Source organism: Stenotrophomonas maltophilia, assembly GCF_013464915.1.
Taxonomy (GTDB): Bacteria; Pseudomonadota; Gammaproteobacteria; order Xanthomonadales; family Xanthomonadaceae; genus Stenotrophomonas; species Stenotrophomonas maltophilia_AT.
Window position 1 is genome coordinate 35,980 of the sequence record NZ_RAVT01000049.1, and the last position, 20,589, is coordinate 56,568.

Below are 20,589 nucleotides of genomic sequence, written 5' to 3' on the forward strand. Positions count from 1 at the left end.
CCAGCGGCCGGCACTACCCCGGTGCGTGACTGATGCCTTCGATCATTACCCACGCGGCCGTGCCGCTGGCACTGTGGTGCGCGGCCGACCGTGGCCGCATCCCGCCACGCCTGCTTGCGGCCGGAGTGATCGCTGCGATGCTGCCCGATGCCGACGTGCTCGCCTTCGCCCTGCACATTCCCTATGCCGATGCGTTCGGACACCGCGGGGCCAGCCATTCGCTGCTCTTCGCCTGCGTGCTGGCCGCGTTTGCGGCGATTCTGCAGCACCTCGGTAGTGGCCGACCTTGGTCGGCCGTTTCGTGCCAACCAAGGTGGGCATCTACCGTGCAGGCTGCGGTGTTCGTCTTCGTCTGCGCGGCCAGCCACCCGTTGCTGGATGCAATGACCTCCGGCGGCCTCGGCGTTGCCCTCGCCTGGCCGTGGAGCGAACACCGCTTCTTCGCACCGTGGCGACCGATCCGCGTTTCACCGTTCGCGCCGCAGTTCTTCAGCGCACGCGGCCTGGCCACCCTGCTTTCTGAACTGCGCTGGGTGTGGCTGCCGCTGGCTGCCGCCGTCGTTGCCTGGAAACTGATCCAACCCGCTCCTGCTGCCCCACGAGATCCATCATGAGTACTGCCCTGCCTGCTGCCCTGGTTGCCGAACTGTCTGCCCTGCTGGGCGCGGAGGGCTGGCGCATGGATGACGGCGCGCTGGAGGCAAACGCACAGGACAATTCGTGGCGCAATCAGCGCCCTGCCGCCGTTGCGCTGCCCGCCGATGTCGAACAGGTGCAGGCACTGGTCCGCGCCTGCCGTGCACACCACGTAGCGTTGGTCGCACGCGGTGCGGGCACTGGCACCACCGGCGCAGCCGTGCCGCTGCCGGGCAGCATCGTGCTGTCGTTCACGCGCATGAACCGCATCGTCGAGATCCGTGCCGGTGACCGCTGCGCCGTGGTGCAGCCGGGCGTGCTCAACGGCACCCTGCAGCAGGCGCTGGCGCCGCATGGCCTGTTCTGGGCACCGGATCCTTCCAGCGCCGAGATCTGCAGCATCGGCGGCAACCTCGCCTGCAATGCCGGTGGTCCTCGCGCGGTGAAGTACGGCACCAGCCGCGACAACGTGCTGGGCCTGGTGGCGGTCACTGGCACCGGCGAGGTGATCCGCTGCGGCGGTGCCTACACCAAGGACGCCACCGGCTACGACCTGACCCACCTGCTGGTGGGCAGCGAAGGCACGCTGGCGCTGATCGTGGAAGCCACGTTGAAGCTGACCCCGTTGCCGGTCAGTCAGGCCGGCCTGCGCGTGCTGTACCGCGATGCCGATGCCGCCGCTGCGGCAGTATCGCGGCTGATGTCGCAGCCGGTGGTGCCCACCCGCCTGGAATTCATGGATGCACGCAGCCTGGAACTGCTGCGCCTCAACGGCGCCGACGTGCCCGAGGCTGGCGCCATGCTGCTGGTCGAAGCCGATGGCGACCACGACACCCTGCCCTACCTGCTGCAGGCACTGGCCAGCGCTGCCGAGGGTGACGGCATGATCGAACTGGACGTAGCGATGGAAGGACGCGCGCGCGACCAGCTGTGGGCCGCACGCAAGGCGCTGTCGCCCGCGCTGCGCAGCGTCGCGCCAGGCAAGATCAACGAAGACGTGGTGGTGCCGGTATCGCGCATTCCGGAACTGGTGGCCGGCGTACAGGCCTTGGCGCGCGACTACACGCTGACCATCGTCACCTTCGGCCATGCCGGCAACGGCAACCTGCACGTCAACATCCTCTACCACCCCGACGATGCCGACGAGAACGCGCGCGCGCATGCGGCGCTGCCGAAGATCTTCGAGTTGACCCTGGCGCTGGGCGGCACGCTGTCCGGCGAACACGGGATCGGCCTGGCCAAGCGCGATTTCATGGCCAAGGCGTTCACACCGGAAACGCTGGCGACGATGCGCGCGATCAAGGCCGCGCTGGATCCGGATGGGATTCTCAACCCGGGCAAGGTGCTGCCGCCGGTGTAACGTTCCGCCGGGCATGGCCCGGTGCTACCGGGGCGATCGTTCTGTAGAGCCGAGCCCACGCTCGGCTGCCTTTCGGTCAGATCGCGATGAGCCGAGCGTGGGCTCAGCTCTACAAGCAGTGAGGGGTCAGAGCCCATTGCCATGGCAATGGGATCCGACCCCGTCACCCTCTCTTACCAGGTCATGCGCACACCCAGCTGGCCGCCCACGTTGCGGTAGCCGTGGTCACCACGCTGCACGGTCATGCCACCCCACGCACCCCAGCGCTGGCCCAGCTTCAGCTCGGCACCGGCCTGCATTTCGTAGCGGTTGCGCGGTACGTCCGCACCCAGCGTGCCACCGTTGAACTGCAACGTACTGGTGCCACTGCCGCGCAGCCAGTTCACGCCCAGATACGGCTGCACGGTGTTGCCGGCGGCAGTGCTATGACCAGATACACGCACGCCCACGCGTCCGCTCAGGCCGCCGGCATCCGCGCGGTCGATCACCGTGCCATTCGTTTCCAGGTGGCGATCGGAGTGGAAATCAACATAGTTCAGCTGCAGCTGCGGCTGCACATACAACACGCTGGCAACGCCCTCCCACACATTGAAGGTGTAGCCACCTTCCAATGCCACGCTGGCCATGTGCGAGTCGTAGTTCTCCGGTTCCAGCCCGATACCCTGCACCCGGTTGTCGAAACGGCCGTACTGCAGGTTCGCGTCCACATAGGCTCCGATGCCTGCATCGCCCTGTTGCAGCCACGTGCCGTACACACCCACCGCGGTGCCACGCACACGCCCCTTGGCGCTGTAGCCGGTCAGCGCTGACACCACGCTGCTGTCGGCACGGCCGTTGCCCAGCATCACGCCGAATGACATATCGCCACGACGCAGCACATCGCTGCCGATCTGCAGCACCGAGGTGTTGCCGTCCACCGACAGCTGTCCGCCAACGGCGCTGAAATCGGCATGGCTGCGGCCCACGCGCGCCCAGGCATGGCGGTCACGCTGCGGCGACAACGCCCCACCCCGATCATGCAGACGGTGGCCGAACATGTTCACCGCCGCCGACTGGTTGGCCAGGTAGGCTCCGGCTTCCGGGCGCAGCACCGGCGGCGGCAGGATCGGGCCGACGCCACCACCGCCTTCGCCGCCCCCCTCACCGCCCTCGCCCGGATCGGGGCCGGGGCCGGGGCCCGGCGCAACCTCGCACCCCGGTGCAGTCGGAACAAGCTCACAGCGATCACCCAGCTGCGAACGCAGGTACCAGTTGCCATCGTTGGGATCGGTCAGCCCGCCCTGGAACAGGAAGTATTCATGGGAACCACCGACCGCGCGCCCGGCCAGCGCATAGGTCGCCAGCGATGCACCGTCCACGTCGATCACGCCGATGCCATCGACGGTGTCCGCACCCATACCGCCGATGTTCCTCACCCTGATCGAGGCATCGCCGCTGGTATCACCGCGCACATGCAGGCGGTCGATGACCGAACTGTCATCACCCAGTGCGCCGTTGAACAGGAAGGTGGCGCCTTCGCTGTGCAGGTCGCCATCCACGGTGAGCGTGTTGAAGCGACCATTACCCTCGGACAGCGCCACGGTGCTGTCGCGCACTTCCAGGTCACCCACAACGGCATCGCCGGTCAATGTCCATCGACTTTCCCCCGCCAGCGCCACGCTCTCCAGCAGCTGCGACGTTCCCGTCCAGACGCTGCGGTCGGACAATGCCAGATGCACCTGCGACTGCGGCACCAGGCCGGCGGCCTCGTCTTCCGGGGTGATGACGATATCGCCGAACAGATACGAATCACCGTCCAATGCCACATCGAAACGACCGGCAACGGCGGCATCCAACGCCACGCCGATACCGTTGCCGCCCGCCACCACGGCTCCACCGCCGAGGGTGAGGCCCGGATCCCGCGTACTGCGTACCCACACGCCGCCGTGCCACGCACTTATCAACGAGCCGCCATCAACCTGCAGGCGACCACGATCATTGACGATCGCAGCCCAGCTGCCTTCACCTTCAGTGCGCACATGCGTATCGATCAGATGCATCGCACCTGCTCCTGCCGATACCACGCCGGGCGAGTCTCGCCCCGTGGTCAGCAGATGGCTCCGCTCGATGTTCAGCGTGCCACCGCTCCAGGCAACAGCTGCCGCTGCACCTTCACCATCGGTGCGGATGCTGGACGCGTCGATGTTCACCAGTGGCCTGCCACCGCCGTCATCCTGTGCCACGATCCCAGGCGAGAATGCACCGTCGGCGCGCACACTGCTGCGGGTGACGTGAACCAGACCGGCGCGAACGTCAATCGCGGGTTGCGCAGTGCCGTGCGCCAGCACTTCGCTGTCGTGCAACGTCAACTGCGCGACGCGCGGCATCCAGATCGCAGAGCCCGTGTTGGACTCCAGCCGGGAGCCCGTAATCGTCATCGCACCACCGTTGCCCTGGACCTCAACGGACGCCTGCTCGGTTCGCAGATCGACGCTGTCCAGAGTGACCTGCCCGCGCTCGCCCATCCAGATGCCGGTCCCCGCGCGCAACGTCGAGTTCCGCAGGCTCAGCTCGGCTTCGTGGACCTCTGCGATGCGGCCATCTGCCGCGACCGTGATCTGCAGGGTATCGGCGTCCACCCTTGCACCTTGCCGCGCATTGAGGCCGGTGCCTCCTCCCTGCAGATCGATGACGGAGCCTGTCAGCGATACCCGCGCGCCGTTCTCGGCAAGCACCGCCCTGCTGGAAAATCCGGTGCCCACGATGCGCCCTCCAAGCAGGTCGACCTGCGATGCACCACTGGCCAGTACGCCCGTGCCGCTGCCGCCGCCCAGGTCCATGGCTACGTCTGTCAGCGTGGCGTTGCCCGCCATCGCCCGCAGCGCGCTGTTTGAGCCACCGGCAAGGGCGATGCTTCCCCCTCGCATCTGCAGATCGCCGTCGGCCAACCACACGCCATGGGCACTACTGAGGATGGACACCGCCTCCAGATGCGCGCTGCCGCCCTCGATCCGAAGGCCGTACGCGCTGTTGCCCCGTGTCTCTACCGCAATGCCCACAGCAGTCAACGAAGCACCCGCCGCCACGGAGAGTCCTGCAGCGCCAGCCCCGGAGGTGACGATGCTGCCGCCCTGCAACGTGATATGGCTGCCCGCTCCCTCGGCATGGGCTGCGTGCGCATTGCGCCCCTCTGTGATCAGATGCACCGCGCCCGTTGGTTGGATGCGCCCTCCATTGAGGGCCAGGAAGGCATGGCCTGCGAGGTCACCCGGCGTCACCGGCTCAGTCGTGTGGTACTGCCCAGGCGCAGGATGCTGCTCATCGCCATCAGCAATGATCTGCTGCGCCCATCCATATGCAGGCGACAGGAACACCGCCGCCAGCGCCAGCGTCAACGGAGAACGGGAAGGTCGTTGCATGTGCATCACGCATCTCATCAGAAGGGATGCACATCCTCAGTACCGCGCGATGGCTCCACCATCGAAGAAGTTGCAAGCAGGCGGTGATGCCGTGTCAGCTCAACTGAATGGAAAGGATGCCAGCGACGGTGAGCAAGCGCGCTTTGCAACAAATTGCATGGGAATGCTCGTGGCCGAAACCGACACTTGCGCCGCTCGAACACCGCTCGGACACCGCTCGGCCATCACAAATCCTTCACCCGGCACGCGTCAATACGCGATCTGCGTGAACCCGGATCTCTCGATGTGTCCACCTGTTTAGCCAACCTGAGGACGCACCATGAACCACCGTAGCCACTCTCCCCTGTCCCTCCATCCGCTCGGCCGCAGCTTGGCCCTCGCCCTGGCCACGGCTTCCGCAGCGCCCGTCGCATGGGCTGGCGACCTGGACAACGAGCAGGCCGAGGTGGTCGCTGGCGATCCGGTGGAAGCCTGGAGGCTGTCCAACGGTTCAACGTTGACGGTAACCGGCGGTACTACCCACCGTATCGATGCCAGCGCGTCCGAGGTCATCCTCGATGGCGCCACGGTGACGCCCGCCAGCCCGGCCGATGGCTACGCGATCCGGGCGTCCAATCACGCATCGCTGCGCATCGGCAACAACAGCGCCGTCCTTGACAGCATCAGTGTGCAGGGTGGCAGCACCCTGAGCATTTCCGGGAGCAGCATCCTGGTGACGTCCGCTGGCATGGACCCCACCGTTGGCTCGTCCTGGGGCGTAGATGTGTCTGCAGCCGGCGCAGGTGCTCAGGATCCCTCACATGCAGTCATCGATTCCACGCTGATCCAAGTGGATGACGCACCGGACACCAGCCGGGACTACCTGAGCGGCCTGGGAATCCGCGTGATGCGCGGCGAGATGGACATCATCAATGGCTCACGCATCCTCGCCGCCAACGTGGGCGCCATGCTCTGGGGAGAACGGCTCAACGCTGGCGCGGTGCGACTTAACATCGACAACTCCACGCTGCAATCTGGCCGGGGCGCGGCCATTCGCGTGATGCCTTTGTATGACAACACCTACGACATCACCGTGGCCAATGGATCGCAGCTGATCGGTGGCGATGGCAACGTGCTGCTGGTTGAGAACGCCCTCAACTTTGCATCTCCTGCCCGCACCGACGTGCGCTTCACCGTGGATGACTCCCGCCTGGTCGGCAACGTGACCTTCGACCCCACCACCGTCACCAACGGCACGCTGGACGTGATCCTGCGCAACGAGGCGCAGATCGATGGCCGCTTCATCAACGTTTCCAGCGCCAGCATCGACGGCGACAGCGCCTGGCTGCTGACCGGCGACAGCAACGTTGGCCAGATCAACCTCGGCGCTACCGGTACGGTAGCACTGGGCGATGGCAGCAGCTTCAACACGCTCAACGTGGACAGCTTCACCGGCAATGGCGGCACCCTTGGCTTCAACACCGTGCTGGGCGATGACAGCTCGGCCACCGACAGGCTGATCATCAGCGGCGACGCCAACGGCCAGGCCAACGTGCGCGTGCACAACGCTGGCGGCGCCGGCGCGCAGACCAGCAAGGGCATCGAGCTGATCCGCATCGGCGGCGCGTCCAACGCGCAGTTCGATCTGGTCGGCCGCGCGGTGGGCGGCTCCTACGAGTACTTCCTGTTCAAGGATGCGACCGACGGCGGCTGGTACCTGCGTTCGCAGCTGGCGACCGCGCCGGACCCGTGCGTGGTCAACCCGACGCTGCCGGAGTGCCAGCTGATTGTCGACCCGATTGATCCGGTCGACCCCATTGACCCGATCGACCCGGTGGACCCGATCACCCCGATTCCGGTGCTGCGCCCGGAGGCCGGCGCCTACCTGGCCAACCAGTTCGCGCTGGACCAGCTGCTGCGCCACCCGTGGCGCGACCGCCAGGGCGGCAGCCGCGCCGACGACGGCGTGCGCGGCTGGGCGCGCGTGGACGGCACGCAGAGCAAGCTGTCGGCGGTGGAAGATCAGCTCGACCTGCGCGTGGACCGCTCGCGCCTGCAACTGGGTGCTGACCTGGGCGTGTTCGACGACGGCCACGGCCGCGTGGGCGTGATGGGCACCGTGGCCCAGTCCAGCGCCACCTCGCGCTCGCTGCTGACCGGCTATAGCGCCAAGGGCAAGGTGGAAGGTGGCGCGCTGGGCGTGTATGGCAACTGGACGACCGATGCGCTGTACGTGGATGCCAGCGTGCAGCGCGGCCAGTTCCGCAACCGCGTACAGGGCGAAGGCCTGGCCGAGGAACGCTACGACTCGGACATCTGGCAGTCCTCGCTGGAAGCGGGCTACCGCTTCGGCATCGGCCAGATCGGCAGCACCGCGCTGAGCCTGCAGCCGGAGCTGCAGCTGGTCTACACCGATGCGAACATCGACCGTCATGAAGAAACCAATGGCACCGTGGTGCGCAGCCTGGGTGACAGCGGCCTGTCCGGTCGCGCTGGTCTGCGCCTGCAGGGTGAAGGCCATTCCGCTGCGGGTGCTTCGGTGAGCCCGTACGTGGTGGCCAACTGGTACCGCGACGGTGCCAGCAATGGCATGGCCTTCGACGATGAAGCGCTGAAGGCCAGCGTGCCGCGCAACCGTTACGAGTTGAACGCCGGTGCGCGTGTGGACTTCCAGTCCGGCCTGAGTGCCTGGGGCGGGCTGGGCGTGATGCGCGGCGACCACGGCTACCGCGAAGCGACGGCGAACGTGAGCGTTGCCTATAAGTGGTAAGGCAAGGGAGGCACCGGGTAGGCAATTGCCCGGTGCTTCTGCTCAACCACGGCTCGCCAGTTGTCGGTAGACAAACGGTGCAGCAAGCGCCTGCGCCTCTTCGTCATCAACGTGGGCATCAACGCATGCGCGGTACGCTGCAGTGTCGGTCACCGCAGAGAATTTTCCGAAGTGCGCCCTGACACGCTTCAGATCGTTGTCGGGAATCTTGCGAGTGGACTCATACGCCGAACGGTAGTTGGCATCGTAGGCAACCGCGCGCGAGCCCACCGGCTGCGTGGCACCATGGGGCCGCATGTACTCTGAATACACGACCTCGGCGAACTTCACGGCCACGCCCTCCTCGATGGCGGCTACAGGCGTGACCGCGACGTCAGCGATCGGATCAAGCAGATGCAGGCTCTCGTGGGCAAGCTCATAGATCACGTCAGACCAGATAACGGAGCCGCCGCCGATTCCGATCCCGTACAGATCATCTTCTCCGCAGTTGAAAACGCCGGAATTCAGCCGATTGCTGGACCCAGGCAATTGATCCATGAAGAACGGAAGTTCGCGGACGCGATGACGTCCTGCCGACCCGTAGAGCGCTTCGGCCCGCGCGACGAGGCAGCCCTGGAGCATCGCCAAGGCCGCCCAGTTCGCATCCCCACCATCGCGCGGCATTCCGGTCATGGCAGTTGTCTTCTTGTTCACCGCCGCAATGAAGCGATGTCTCTGCGCAGGATCCTTCTCCAGGCTTTCAATCAGCGAAGCAAGCACGTTCCGTACAAATTCCCGCTGTGATTCATCTGCCGTCATCGCACTGCCCACCCTCGCTACTGTTGTCCAGACACTATCCGCAACTTTCAGCACTCAGGGAAGTTCGGCAGAACATGACGCAATCAGCACCATCACGCTGATGCAGATGATCAATGTCCTGCATTCATGGGACTACCTGTTCTTCGAGATTTGAAACGATTCTCATTGGAATCGCTGATGCCCCATGTGAATCATGACTCGTCACCACAGGGCCAACAGATGGCTATGGCGCGCATCGACCTTGCCACTGCCGGGCTGACCTTCCTGCTGGAATTGCTGCACGCCAGCGCGCGCGTCCGTTTGGATGGCCAGGGCGGCCAACCGCTGGGTGACGACGCACGGGCAGGCCTGCTGCTGGCCTGCCGCGGGCTGGCCGAGCATGTGGATGTGCCGCTGCGGGCGGCGTAATGGCATGACCGCCGGGCCGCCGCTTGCACGGGCGTGTCGTGCCCGGCACTCTGTGCGCGGGCCCCTATCTGCAGGGTTGTGCCATGGCGTCACCGACCGACTCCGTGCTTGCCACCCTGCGACACCTGCAACGCAGGGTGCTGTTTGGCGGCGGCGCGATCCTGACCGTACTGCTGCTGGCTGCCGGCGCTGCGGCCCTGTGGCTGCGGCTGGAAACCGTGCACCAGGAAGAGCGTGATGCCCTGCGCCGCGGCCTGCAGACCGTGGACCGCTACATTGGCGAACGCAGGCGCGCCTACGTCGCCAGCCTGAACACCAATACCACCCTGTGGGCGACGCAGCAGCCCGTACTGGTGGCCCGCGGCATGCCCCTCGCCGAACGCCTGGCGGCGCAGCAGGGCCAGGTACAGGTGCTGGCGCCCGGCGCACTGTCGGTTCCCTGGCTGGCCGTGTCGCCACCGCAGCGCCGCCTTGCACCGCAGGCTCAGGCCGCTTTCCTGGGCATGGTGGAAACCTATTCGGCCTACATGGCCGCCACGGTGGCGGCGCAGGATTCGCCCACCTCGCTTATTTCCTACACCTACGAACCGGAAGGGCGCCTGTTCGCGGTGGCCGGGCTGCAGGACGAAGCCCAGCTGCTGCGCACCATGGGCATGCAGACCCGCGAACAGGCCCTGGCCGCACTGCGCCGTACCGCCGACGAAGGCTGGCAGGATGCGGGAACAGGCACCGAAATCGCCCTGCCCAGCGGGCGCCTGCGTGTGTACTACGGGCGCAATCCATTTACCGGTCAGGACGCACTGGTGACCCAGATGCGCCTGCGCAGCGAAGGCACGCCCTTTGCCCACCGCCTCACGTTCGAGCCGCTGCATGCGCTGCACGAACGGCTGACCGAAGCCGCTGCGGGGGGATGGCAGGTAGTGGACCGGCAGGGTCGCGACGTGCTGCATGCCACTGCCACAGAGGCACCGCCGGCCAGCCAACCGTTGAACGGCAACCACCGCTTCGAGGTATCAGCGCCGCTGCGCGGTGTGGACTGGGTGCTGGTACGGTCCTACCGCTGGACCGACGTCTGGGCCACGCAACGCGTCTATCTGCTGGCGGCTGCGCTGATGCTGGCCGTACTGCTGGGCGCGCTGTGGGCGGTGCTGCTGCGGGTGGACCGGCGCGTGCTGCGGCCGGCGCTGGAGCAGGCTGCACGCGTGCATGAAAGCGAGGCGTTGAGCCGGTCCCTGATCGAAACCTCGCCGGTGGGCCTGTGCCTGCTGGACCAGCAGAGCGGGCAGCTGATCCTGCACAACCAGGCGCTGGAACAGCTGGCGGCCAGCAGCGACCACGGCCTGACGGCGCTGGTGCAGCACCTGCTGCAGGACGTCGGCAGCAGGGACCAGGGGCAGCCCTTCCAGGCACCTGCCGACGATGGCGGCACGCCCCCTCGTTTCCTGCGATCCATCGTCGCCGCCTCGCGCTACCAGCAGCGGGCGATCTGGGTCTTTGCCGTGACCGATGTGACCGCGCAGGAAGAAACCCGGCAACGGCTGCTGGACGCGCGCCACCACGCCGAGCAGGCCCGCCACGATGCGGAAGCCGCCGACCACGCCAAGACCGCCTTCGTGGCGATGATCAGCCATGAGATACGCACGCCCCTCAGCGGTGTTCTGGGGCATCTGGAACTGCTTGCACGCCAGCCCATGGCAGCGGTGGCGCAGGAGCACGCCGCGCGCGCGCGCGCCGCCGCTGGCGTGCTGCAGTGGCTGGTGAATGACACGCTGGACCTGTCGCGCATCGAAGCGGGGCTGATGCAGCTGGAACCGGTGACCTTCGACCCGCGCGCCCTGCTGCGGCAGACCGCCACCCTGTTCGGGCCACAGGCAGCGGCCAAGGGGGTGCAGCTGGTGGTGCAGAGCGCCGATACGGTGGCAGCGGCGTACCACGCCGATGCCCATCGGCTGGCACAGATCATCAACAACTTCGTCGGCAATGCGCTGAAGTTCACCGATGCGGGAACAGTGACGATCCGCGTTGATGCCCGCGGTCGGCCCGACGGGACCGAAGGCCTGCGCTTCGAGGTCTGCGACACCGGGCCAGGCATCGCCGCCGAGGACCAGGCGACGTTGTTCACGCCCTTCGTGCAGGCCGATGCCGGCAGGCAGCACGGCGGTAGCGGACTGGGGCTGGCGCTGTGCCAGCGGTTTGCCGAGCTGATGGGGGGCACGGTGGGTGTAGACAGTACGCCCGGTTCGGGCAGTTGCTTCCACGTGGAGGTGCCGGCAACGCATGCCACCGCCGTGGCGTCGACCTCGCCCACGGTGAATCCCGCAGTGGGTGCGCAGTTGCCGGGTGGCCACGCACTGCTGGTGGATGACAGCGTGATCAGCCGAGATGTGACGCTGGCGCAACTGCAGGCGCTGGGCTGGCGAGTGACCACCGCCACAGACGGCATTGAAGCGTGGGAATGCTGGCGTGACGGCCGGTTCGACCTTGTCCTGACCGATCTGAACATGCCGCGCATGGATGGCTACGCACTTGCACGCAGGCTGTGCGCAGACAACGCCCGCGTTCCCATCGTGGCCCTGACCGCCAGTGCATTGCCCGACGACGCTGAGCGGGCACGTGCGGCCGGCGTGATGCGGTTGCTGCTGAAGCCGCTGGATCTGGATGCGCTGCAGGCCGCGCTGCATTCCATCGATCTGTGGCACGCGGTGCCCACCGCGGCAACGCCGCTGATGAGCGACGCCGTGCTGGCGCAGATGCGCGATGCCTTCCTGAAAACGGCACGCCGGGATCTGGATTCACTGCGCCAGGCCATGGACATGGGCGATTCCACTGCGATGACCGACCTGCTGCACAGCTTTGCCGGGGCCCTGGTCTTTCTTGGGCAGAAGGATGCCGCGCAGGCCTGCCAACGGGCCGAGCAGTCACTGCAGGCCACCGGCGCAGCGGATGCTGTGGCGATGGCCAGTGTTGTCGAGGCCATCGCATGGGTCACGACCAGCGTGGAAGGTTTCGAAACGCCGAAGTGATGAGGCGCTGGATCTTCAGTCGTAGGCGGCGGTGACGACAATCTCGGTGGAGATGTTGCCCGCATTGATGCCGCTGGTGGTGGCGATGTAGTAGCCCGCGCGCAGCGGGTAACTGGCCGTGGCGCCCGATACGGTCACCGGAATATCGGCATCGCCTTTCTTCAGATAGGTATTGCCGCTGGTACCGGACAACAGCGCGATGGACACGCCCGTAGCGGGCGTTGTACTGGCGGTGTTCTTCCAACGCTGTGCATCGCCATCGGCCGCGGTGCCGTCGAAGGACAGCCGCGCACGGGCCACGCCCACGCAGCCGGTGAAGTTCAGCGTGCCGGTCTTCAGCTTGCTGGGCGTGGCCGCTGTCATCTCGTCAGCCTTGACCGGGTCCAGGGTGATGGCCGGCGCGGCCAGGGTGCAGGTGCCGGGCAGCACTCGCCCGGTGATCGAAAGCGTGGCGGTATCGGCCAGCGCGGCTGCGGGTGTGGCCAGCAGCAACATCAGTACGGCAGTGCGGGACATATCGGTCTCCAGTAGTAACAAGGATCACGCGTCATTGCACCGGAGCAGGCAGGGCTCCGGGCATCGCGTGGATCAAGTGGGCCTGCACCTGCAACAGCGGCGGTGGCGGCGCCCAGGGCAGGCATTGGGCCTGGCTCCAGGACAGCCCGTAGGCGTCGGGTGCATCGGGCAGCCGGTATTCCAGGCGGCAACGGCCCCGCCCGTCCGGGTCGACGATCAGGGCGCCCTCAGCCTGCGCACCGCGCAGCTGGATGATGCCGCCCTGCCCGACCGCGCCGCGCGGCTGACCCGCGTCATCGACGACGCGGGCGGCAAAGGGCAGCGGCTGGCCCAGCGCATCGGTGGCGTCGATGAACAGCGTGCGCTCACGGCGCACCTCGAAAGCCACGCGCACGATGCTGCCAGCGGTGGGGGCCACCCGCTGCGAGGTCTGCAGCAACTCCACGTCAAGCGGCAACCCGGCCGGGTCCAGGTCGATGCGGTTCCAGCGATAGGGGCTGACATGGGGCAGCAGCGCATGGCCGTTGCGCGACACGCGCAGGTCCTGGCCAGTACCGATGCGCGCACCCTCGGCGCCCTTGGCCTGCACCACCGCGAAACCATTGCCGAGCGGCGCGCCACTATTGATGCCGCCGGGATGCAGGACCACGCTGCCGCTGGCGCCGAGGGTCTGGCTGTGCTGGTGGCCGCTGCGGCTGTACCCCGCATTGAAATGGCCGTGATTACCCTGGTAGGCGGCGTAGGCACTGAGGCTGCTGTCTTCGTTGCGGCCATGGCTGGATGACAGGCTGTAGGTCAGCGCGCGACGCTCGCCGAGCGCCCCGGTCACCCCCAGTTGTGCCTGTCCGCCACGCGCCGAGTGGCTGAGCTGGCTGCCCAGGCGCGGCGCCTGCGCGGTGCTGCCCAGCGGGACGCTGACGTTGAACGCGTAGCGGGTGTCCTGGCGGCCTTCGCCGGTGTGGTAGCGCTGTACGGACAGGGCAACGTTGGCGCGCCTCACGCGGGTCTGCAGCGCCAACTGCACGTCGTTCTGGCGTGAACCACCGCCCCAGTAAGCGATGCGGCCACCACTGAGGGTCAGCGCGCTCTGCGTGCCCAGCGCTTGGGTGACATTGAGCTGATAGCGCTGGCGCGCGCGGCCGGTGTCCACCCAGTCGTCGCTGCGTACCTGCGCCACCTCGCCCAGCGTGCGGTAGCCCTGCGTGCTGTAGCGGTACGCCGCCAGACCGACGTGGGTACCGCTGTCGGCCAGGTAGCGCTGGTAGTTCACCCGGTAGCTGTTGCCGTGGGCCTGCCCTTCCGGCAGGTGCGCACGCGCATGGGTGATGTCGGCACCGAAGGCGCCCACGGCGGTATTGACCACGGTGCCCAGCAGGAGCGCCTGATAGCCCTCGCCCCACTGCGCGCCACCCAACAGGGTCAGATGATTGTTGAGGCCGCGTGCGTAGGTGGCCTCGGAAAAGCGCAGCGCCTGCAGGTGCCCATCGCGGGTTCGCAACGTACCGGCCGCGGCGCTCATCCGCGAGGTGCCCGCGCGCAGCGCCTGCGGCACCGCCGAGAAATTCACGGTGAAGCGCTGGGTGCGTCCATCGGCTTCGGTGACGGTGACATCCAGATCGCCACCGAAGTGTGTGGGATAGAGGTCTTCGATCACGAACGGGCCGGGAGCCACATTGCTTTCGTGGATGACCACGCCGTTCTGGCGGATGCTGACCACCGCATTGCCTTCGGCGATGCCACGCACCACGGGCGCGTACCCGCGCACCGAGTCAGGCAGCATGCGTTCGTCGGTGGCGACGCGAACGCCGCTGAAGCCGACACTGTCGAACAGTTCGCCCCCGGTCGTACCCTGCCCCACCATCAGCTGGCTGTTCCACTGCGGCAGATCACGCTGCAGCTGGTTGCCGATGACGGTGTGGCGCGTGCCACTGCGCCCGTGCGTGATCGAGGCACGATGGCGCAGCCGCCAGTGGCCGAAGTTCACTCCGGCGCGCAGGCCCGCGTAGCTGCTGTCCGAGCCTTGGCTGCGATGATGGTTGACGTGGTAATCGACGAAGCCGGCGGTGATGCCGGGATCGCGCAGGTGCGCGGCGACATGGCCGCGCGCTTCGCGTGCCTGCGCGGCCTGCGGAACCGTCAGCAGAAGCTGCAGGGTGCTGCTGTCGAAGCTGACGGTCGCCGCCGCCACCGCCGCCGTCAGATCCAGGCACGGGCCCTCGCCGTCGGCCAGCACCGCGTTCAGCGCGGGCGTGAGCTGCAATGCCGGCAGCAGTCCGCGTGGCAGGCAGGGCTCGGCGACATGGGGATCATCGCGCAGGGCGAAGTGGATGTCGGCCCGCTGCAGGAACTGCCCGTTGAGCAGCACTTCCACGGCGTAATCGCCGGCGGGCAACGGGTTGCCGCGCGCATACCGGGTCATGTCGATGGCCTGCCCGCCCAGCAGGAAGCCGTCGCTGAACTCCACCGCCAGTGAAGGCGCTGCGTATGCGGACGCGCACGCCAGAACGCTGCCGATGGCAGTGAACAGGCGCAGCGGCACCGGCATTGAAGGCGTGGACACAGGCATGAACGGAGAATTGCGGGCCGGCAGGGACGGGGACGGGGAGGCTAGACGCTGCGGGCAGCAACGACCATGCAACGAATTGCAAAACGCCGTGCGAATGCACCGGCGATGCCGCCCGCGCTGCACGGGCAGGGCCCGACCGGTTGCCCGTGCAGGCCGCTGCGACCGCTCCGGACTGTGCCGATTTGCAATTTGTTGCATGTTCGTGCGCTGCGATGACATCGACACTTCCCCGGTTGCTGGCGGGCATTCGCCCGGCGGCCAACATCCCTGTTTCCCTGGAGAGCATTTCCATGTCACGCACATCGCACCTGCTGTACCTGTCCCTGATCGCCCTGGCCATCGCCCCGGCCGCCCACGCCGAACGCCTGGAAATCACCGGCGAACTCACCACCTCCACCTGCGCGGTGCAGTCCACCGGCGGTGCGATCACCGTACCGATGGGCAAGGTCGACCTGGTGTCGGTCAATGCCGCTACCCGAGCCGGCCAGAAGAACTTCAGCATCCAGCTGGACTGCAGTGGCTCGGGTGCCTCGCAGGATGTGGGCGTGCGCTTTGGCGGCATGCCGCATGCCAGTACCGGCAACCTTGCGCTGACCGCCGCGTCGACCGCCACCAACGTGGGTGTCGCGCTGTACGACGCCAGCGGTGCGCACCAGCGCCTGGGCGACGAGCCGACGCAGTGGCTGACCATTGCCGCCGGCGCCAGTGGCCAGCTGGATTACAGCGCCTGGTACGCCTCGCCGGGCCAGAACGCCACCGCCGGTTCGGCCAATGCATCGGGCGACTTCGTGGTGCTCTACAAGTAAGCCCTTCACCGGGGAATCGTCCTCAGGGCGATTCCTCGACTCTTCAAGGATTCCCCATGAACGTCCGCGCCAGAGCGTGGCTGGCCGCACCGCTGGCCCTCGCGCTATCAACACCCGCACCGGCTGCAGTGACCCTGCAGGGCACCCGCATCATCCATGACGCCCGCCACGGGCGCGATGTCACGGTGAAGGCCAGCAACATCGGCACCGCGCCAGCACTCACCCAGGTCTGGATCGACGATGGCGACAGCCACGCGCGGCCGGAGCATGTGCGCTCGCCCTTCCGGCTGACACCGGCCGAGCCGCGCCTGCTGCGCGCCGAACACAGCCAGGCGTATCGCATCACCCATGCGCCGCACCCCTCGGACACGCCGCTGCCCACCGATCGCGAATCGGTGTTCTATTTCAATCTGTTGGATATTCCGCCGAAGCCGACCGATGCAGATGGGCAGAACCTGCTGCAGTTCGCGGTGCGTACGCGGGTGAAGCTGTTTCATCGACCCGTGGACCTGCCAGGCCATGCGCGTGATGCGGCCGGGCAGTTGCAGTGGCAGGCCAGCGGCCAGTCGCTGCGCGTGTACAACCCGAGCGCCTACCACGTGACGCTCAGTACGCTGACGCTGGCCGATGGCCAGCGCGTGGAGGTGGACATGATCGCTCCTGGCGCGCAGGTGGATCTGCCGCTGCCGACCGGCACGGCGATACCAGCCACGGTCAGCTTCCAGTGGCTGGATGACTACGGCACCGCGCGCGATGCGCAGGCAGCCGTAGGTCGATGACCGACACCCGGATCGTGCTGCCGGCGGGCAGCACGGTTCAGCGATAGTCGGCCGTCAGCACCGCCTCACCGGTCAGCACGCCGGTGTTCAGGGCTCCGGAGATGCGCAGGTATTCTGCCGCCAGCGATATCCGGTTGAGGCCAGCCGTGCTGCTGCCGTGATTCCATTCGGTGCCCAGGCGGATGATCGTTCCTCCCCGCAGCAGGCGGATAGCAACACCGGTGGTGGTACTGCCTGCAGCAGGTACCAAGGCAGTAGTGACGTTGGCCGGGTTGCTGGCGTCGGTCATCGTCAGTTTCACCGGCGTGCCCGCGAACGGGCAGTTCATGTCCATCGTGAACGTCTTCCGCCCTCCACTGTCGCCGTCCGCACGCAACACATTGGCTGAAATGTCATCCAGCCGCACGGTCGCATCGGACAGCGTGCAGGTCGGCCCGCGCACGTTCACGCCCAGCGCCAGATGCTGGCGCACTACGTTGCTGGGCTGTTGGCGCACGGTGGTGGTGAAGGTCCCCAGCGTCGCGTGCGGCAGCGGCTGCAACGGGCCGCCCGGCGAGTACAGGACCACTTCCACCCGGAGCTGGACCTGGGGGGAGCTGTCATACCAAGCGAAGCTCTTCGGCCGATCCGGGGTCAGTGAATGCCAGTACTCCACACCCTCAAAGTCCGGATCGTCATTCGGACCGTGCGCTTCCATGGTGAAGCTCATCAACGGTGAACCCGGCGCAGAGACAATCTCGTAGGCCGGCTCGCCATTGATGTCGCGCACATAGCGCAGCCCGGCAAGCAGGCCGGAAACATCCATGTCGACACGGCCGGTACAGCGTCCGAACGAGACGAAAGCACCCGAGCGCGAGCCGAGCCGCACATTCGGCACATCGGTGTACTGCACGTCGAAGACGTGGTCCAGCAGGCCCTCAGGGACCACTACCGGACAGGCCACGGCCATCGACGGCAGCGCCAGGGCCATCAGCAGCGGGTAGGCGCGGATATGCGGACGGAAGGGGTGATTGCAGCGCATGGAATCTGGCGGCGATACGATCCACCGCGATGGGAGTGACGCTGCAGCGTAGGCAGCGTCGACCGTGCTTACCATGCAACTAATTGCAGAATGCGCGCGGCGCGCGCGTACCTCAGCGGAAGTGCTGGTATCCGCCGTCGGCGGCTTCACCATCCACCTGCACGCCCCGCCCTTCGACGATGCGACCGATGCGGGTGAGCGGAATCTCCAGCGATTCGGCCAGGTAGTGCAGCGCGTCACGCTGGCTGGCGGCGGCGGTGAAGCACAGTTCGTAATCATCGCCGCCGCGCAGCGCGCAGTCGCGGGCGCCGTCGCGGCCCAGCAGTTCACGCAGCGCGTGCGAGATGGGCAGCAGGTCGGCATCCACTTCGGCACCCACGCCACTGCGAGCGGTGATATGGCCCAGGTCGGCCAGCAGGCCATCGGATACATCCACCGCCGCATGGGCAAACGCACGCAGGCGCAGGCCCAGGGTCACCCGCGGTGTGGGCCGCAGCAGGCGCAGGCGCAGGCTTTCGTAGTCGGGCAGCAGCGTGGCGGCGGTCACGTTCAATGCACCCTGCTGCCACAGCTGCAGTGCACCAGCGGCGTCGCCCAGGGTGCCGCTGACCCAGATGTCATCGCCCACCTGCGCGCGGTCACGACGCAGTGCCTGGCCGCGCCCGACCTGGCCCATCGCGGTGACCGACAACGACAGCGGGCCACGCGTTGTGTCGCCGCCGATCAGCGCGATGTCGTGCTGGTCGGCCAGGGCGAAGAAGCCGTCGGCGAAGGCCTCGATCCAGTCTTCAGACGCTTCCGGCAGCGACAGCGCCAGCGTGCACCATGCCGGGCGCGCGCCCATCGCGGCGAGGTCGGACAGGTTGACGGCCAGCGTCTTCCAGCCGATGTCGAAGGCCGGGGTTTCGGTCGGGAAATGCACGCCGCTGTTGAGCGTGTCGGCGGTGACCACCAGTTGCTCGTTCGGGCGCGGCTGCAGCAGTGCAGCGTCATCGCCGATGCCGAGCACGATGTCGTCGCGCTCGAGGGTGCGGGCGCGGATGCGGTCGATGAGGGCGAATTCGGCCAGGGACATGGGGCGCTCCGGCGGGTTGCATGGATGGGCGGAGGGCGCGAATGCGGGCGGATCGTGCCGATGGGGTGACTTCGGCTGGGTGGAACCGATTGGGTGGAACTGATTGGGTCGAATCGATCGGGTGGTGCCGACTGGGTGGTGCCGACTGGGTAGAGTCGACTGGGTAGAGTCGACTGGGTAGAGTCGACTGTTAGTCGACTGCTCTTCCTGTTCGACATCATGACCGCTGATCGGAAAGCAGTCGACTAACAGTCGACTCTACCAAGCCAGGTTCCCGCACCATTCAATGATCACAGCAGGTTCCGCACCATTCAACGATCACAGCAGGTTCCCGCACCATTCAACGATCACAGCAGGTTCCCGCACCACTCAACGTTCAAGCGGGTCTTCAACCGTGCCAACCAGGGTTGGCACCCGTCCGAAGCAGAACCGGGTCAGTGACCCGATTCGACCTTGCGCCATTCCACGGCGGCACGATCCAGCACGCCGTTGACGTAGGTGTGGCCGTGTTCGGAACCGAAACGCTTGGCCGATTCGATGGCTTCGTTGATGACCACGCGGTACGGCACGTCCAGGCGGTAGCGCAGCTCGTATGCGGCCAGGCGCAGCACCGCGCGTTCGATGGCGTCCACTTCTTCGATGCCACGGTCCAGGTACGGGCCGAGCGCTTCATCGATGTCGCGACGGTTGTCGAGCACGCCATGCAGCAGCGCCTCGAAGTACGCCAGGTCGGCGATTTCACGGGCCTGCTCGTGGGCGAACTGGGCGATCAGCGACTGCGCGTTGCCGCCGGAGATCTGCCAGGCGTAAATGGCCTGCACGGCACGGCGGCGCGCGCGCGAGCGCAGCACCGGGTCGACGCCATCGCGGCGGACGGGTTTACCGGAGGGCTTGCCCTGGGTGTTCTTGTTCATGGCAGCTGCTCCAGAAGGTTGACCATTTCCAATGCGGCGAGTGCGACTTCCTCGCCCTTGTTGCCGTGGCTGCCGCCTGCGCGGGCCTCGGCGTCTTCAACGCGTTCCACCGCCAGCACGCCGTTCAGCACCGGCACGCCGAAGTCCAGCTGCACGCGCATCAGGCCCTCGGCGCAGCGGTCGGCCACGTGTTCGTAGTGGCGGGTGTCGCCACGGATCACGCAGCCCAGGGTGAGGATGGCGGCGTGTTCATGGGCGGCTGCCAGGCGCGCGGCGACCAGCGGCAGTTCCCAGGCACCCGGCACGCGGATCACGTCGATGTTGGCTTCGGTGATGCCGTTGCCGGCCAGGCTCTGGCGGGCGCCAGCGACCAGCGTGTCGGTGATGCGGGCGTTCCAGCGGCTGGCCAGGATGGCGAAGCGCGCCGACTCGGGAGTGCGAAGATCGCCTTCGAAGTGGCTCATATGCGGCTTGGGGGATTCGATTAGGGGGTAATTCTAGCGTGGATGGGCCCCGGGGCGCCCGTGGGTAGTGCCGGGC

15 protein-coding genes are annotated in these 20,589 nt (G+C 66.9%); 7 read left to right on the forward strand and 8 right to left on the reverse strand.

Translation table 11 applies throughout. The annotated features are described in order from the left end of the window. Positions 1-32 precede the first annotated feature (32 nt). The gene (locus D7T59_RS16650; RefSeq protein WP_180852903.1) at positions 33-614 is read left to right on the forward strand and encodes a metal-dependent hydrolase; all 582 of its coding nucleotides are present in this window, start codon (positions 33-35) and stop codon (positions 612-614) included. Further along, a complete protein-coding gene (locus D7T59_RS16655) occupies positions 611-1,996 on the forward strand; it encodes an FAD-binding oxidoreductase (RefSeq protein WP_180852902.1) in 1,386 nt (461 codons plus the stop codon). The genes D7T59_RS16650 and D7T59_RS16655 overlap by 4 nt, the downstream gene beginning before the upstream one ends. Positions 1,997-2,169: 173 nt before the next feature. Here D7T59_RS16655 and D7T59_RS16660 read toward each other — a convergent pair whose 3' ends face one another. Further along, positions 2,170-5,400: an autotransporter family protein gene (locus D7T59_RS16660; RefSeq protein ID WP_180852901.1), complete on the reverse strand. Its 3,231-nt coding sequence runs from the start codon at positions 5,398-5,400 to the stop codon at positions 2,170-2,172. A 313-nt stretch (positions 5,401-5,713) separates the two neighbouring features. Here D7T59_RS16660 and D7T59_RS16665 point away from each other — a divergent pair, with 313 nt between their 5' ends. Then, the gene (locus D7T59_RS16665) at positions 5,714-8,143 is read left to right on the forward strand and encodes an autotransporter family protein (protein WP_180852900.1); all 2,430 of its coding nucleotides are present in this window, start codon (positions 5,714-5,716) and stop codon (positions 8,141-8,143) included. Positions 8,144-8,185: 42 nt separating this feature from the next. Here D7T59_RS16665 and D7T59_RS16670 read toward each other — a convergent pair whose 3' ends face one another. Further along, on the reverse strand, positions 8,186-8,902 hold the full coding sequence (locus D7T59_RS16670) for a hypothetical protein (RefSeq protein ID WP_180852899.1): 717 nt from the start codon (positions 8,900-8,902) through the stop codon (positions 8,186-8,188). 264 nt (positions 8,903-9,166) lie between these two features. Here D7T59_RS16670 and D7T59_RS16675 point away from each other — a divergent pair, with 264 nt between their 5' ends. Both D7T59_RS16675 and D7T59_RS16680 read left to right on the forward strand, forming a co-directional pair. Continuing rightward, complete coding sequence (locus tag D7T59_RS16675; RefSeq protein ID WP_258015393.1) at positions 9,167-9,349, forward strand: hypothetical protein; 183 nt, start codon at positions 9,167-9,169, stop codon at positions 9,347-9,349. 83 nt (positions 9,350-9,432) lie between these two features. After that, on the forward strand, positions 9,433-12,372 hold the full coding sequence (locus tag D7T59_RS16680; RefSeq protein WP_180852898.1) for an ATP-binding protein: 2,940 nt from the start codon (positions 9,433-9,435) through the stop codon (positions 12,370-12,372). A 15-nt stretch (positions 12,373-12,387) separates the two neighbouring features. Here the strand turns inward: D7T59_RS16680 and D7T59_RS16685 are convergent, their stop codons facing one another. Both D7T59_RS16685 and D7T59_RS16690 read right to left on the reverse strand, forming a co-directional pair. After that, the gene (locus D7T59_RS16685) at positions 12,388-12,888 is read right to left on the reverse strand and encodes a fimbrial protein (RefSeq protein ID WP_258013152.1); all 501 of its coding nucleotides are present in this window, start codon (positions 12,886-12,888) and stop codon (positions 12,388-12,390) included. 31 nt (positions 12,889-12,919) lie between these two features. Continuing rightward, positions 12,920-15,454: a fimbria/pilus outer membrane usher protein gene (locus tag D7T59_RS16690; protein ID WP_180852897.1), complete on the reverse strand. Its 2,535-nt coding sequence runs from the start codon at positions 15,452-15,454 to the stop codon at positions 12,920-12,922. Positions 15,455-15,744: 290 nt separating this feature from the next. Here D7T59_RS16690 and D7T59_RS16695 point away from each other — a divergent pair, with 290 nt between their 5' ends. Beyond that, the gene (locus tag D7T59_RS16695; protein WP_180852896.1) at positions 15,745-16,260 is read left to right on the forward strand and encodes a fimbrial protein; all 516 of its coding nucleotides are present in this window, start codon (positions 15,745-15,747) and stop codon (positions 16,258-16,260) included. Positions 16,261-16,316: 56 nt separating this feature from the next. Next, positions 16,317-17,039 (forward strand): fimbrial biogenesis chaperone, encoded by a 723-nt coding sequence (locus tag D7T59_RS16700; RefSeq protein ID WP_180852895.1) that lies wholly within the window; start codon positions 16,317-16,319, stop codon positions 17,037-17,039. A 37-nt stretch (positions 17,040-17,076) separates the two neighbouring features. Here the strand turns inward: D7T59_RS16700 and D7T59_RS16705 are convergent, their stop codons facing one another. The 4 genes from D7T59_RS16705 to ribH form a co-directional block, all read right to left on the reverse strand. Beyond that, a complete protein-coding gene (locus tag D7T59_RS16705) occupies positions 17,077-18,213 on the reverse strand; it encodes a fimbrial protein (RefSeq protein ID WP_180852894.1) in 1,137 nt (378 codons plus the stop codon). Next, the gene (gene thiL, locus D7T59_RS16710) at positions 18,173-19,135 is read right to left on the reverse strand and encodes a thiamine-phosphate kinase (protein WP_180852893.1); all 963 of its coding nucleotides are present in this window, start codon (positions 19,133-19,135) and stop codon (positions 18,173-18,175) included. The genes D7T59_RS16705 and thiL overlap by 41 nt, the downstream gene beginning before the upstream one ends. A gap of 434 nt (positions 19,136-19,569) precedes the next feature. Next, positions 19,570-20,049, reverse strand: coding sequence for a transcription antitermination factor NusB (nusB, locus tag D7T59_RS16715; protein ID WP_005408062.1), 480 nt, complete (start codon positions 20,047-20,049; stop codon positions 19,570-19,572). Continuing rightward, positions 20,046-20,513 carry a 6,7-dimethyl-8-ribityllumazine synthase gene (gene ribH / locus D7T59_RS16720; protein WP_005408061.1) on the reverse strand — a complete coding sequence of 156 codons (468 nt, stop codon included), beginning with the start codon at positions 20,511-20,513 and terminating at the stop codon, positions 20,046-20,048. Before ribH ends, nusB begins: the two co-directional genes overlap by 4 nt. Between the last annotated feature and the right edge of the window lie 76 nt (positions 20,514-20,589).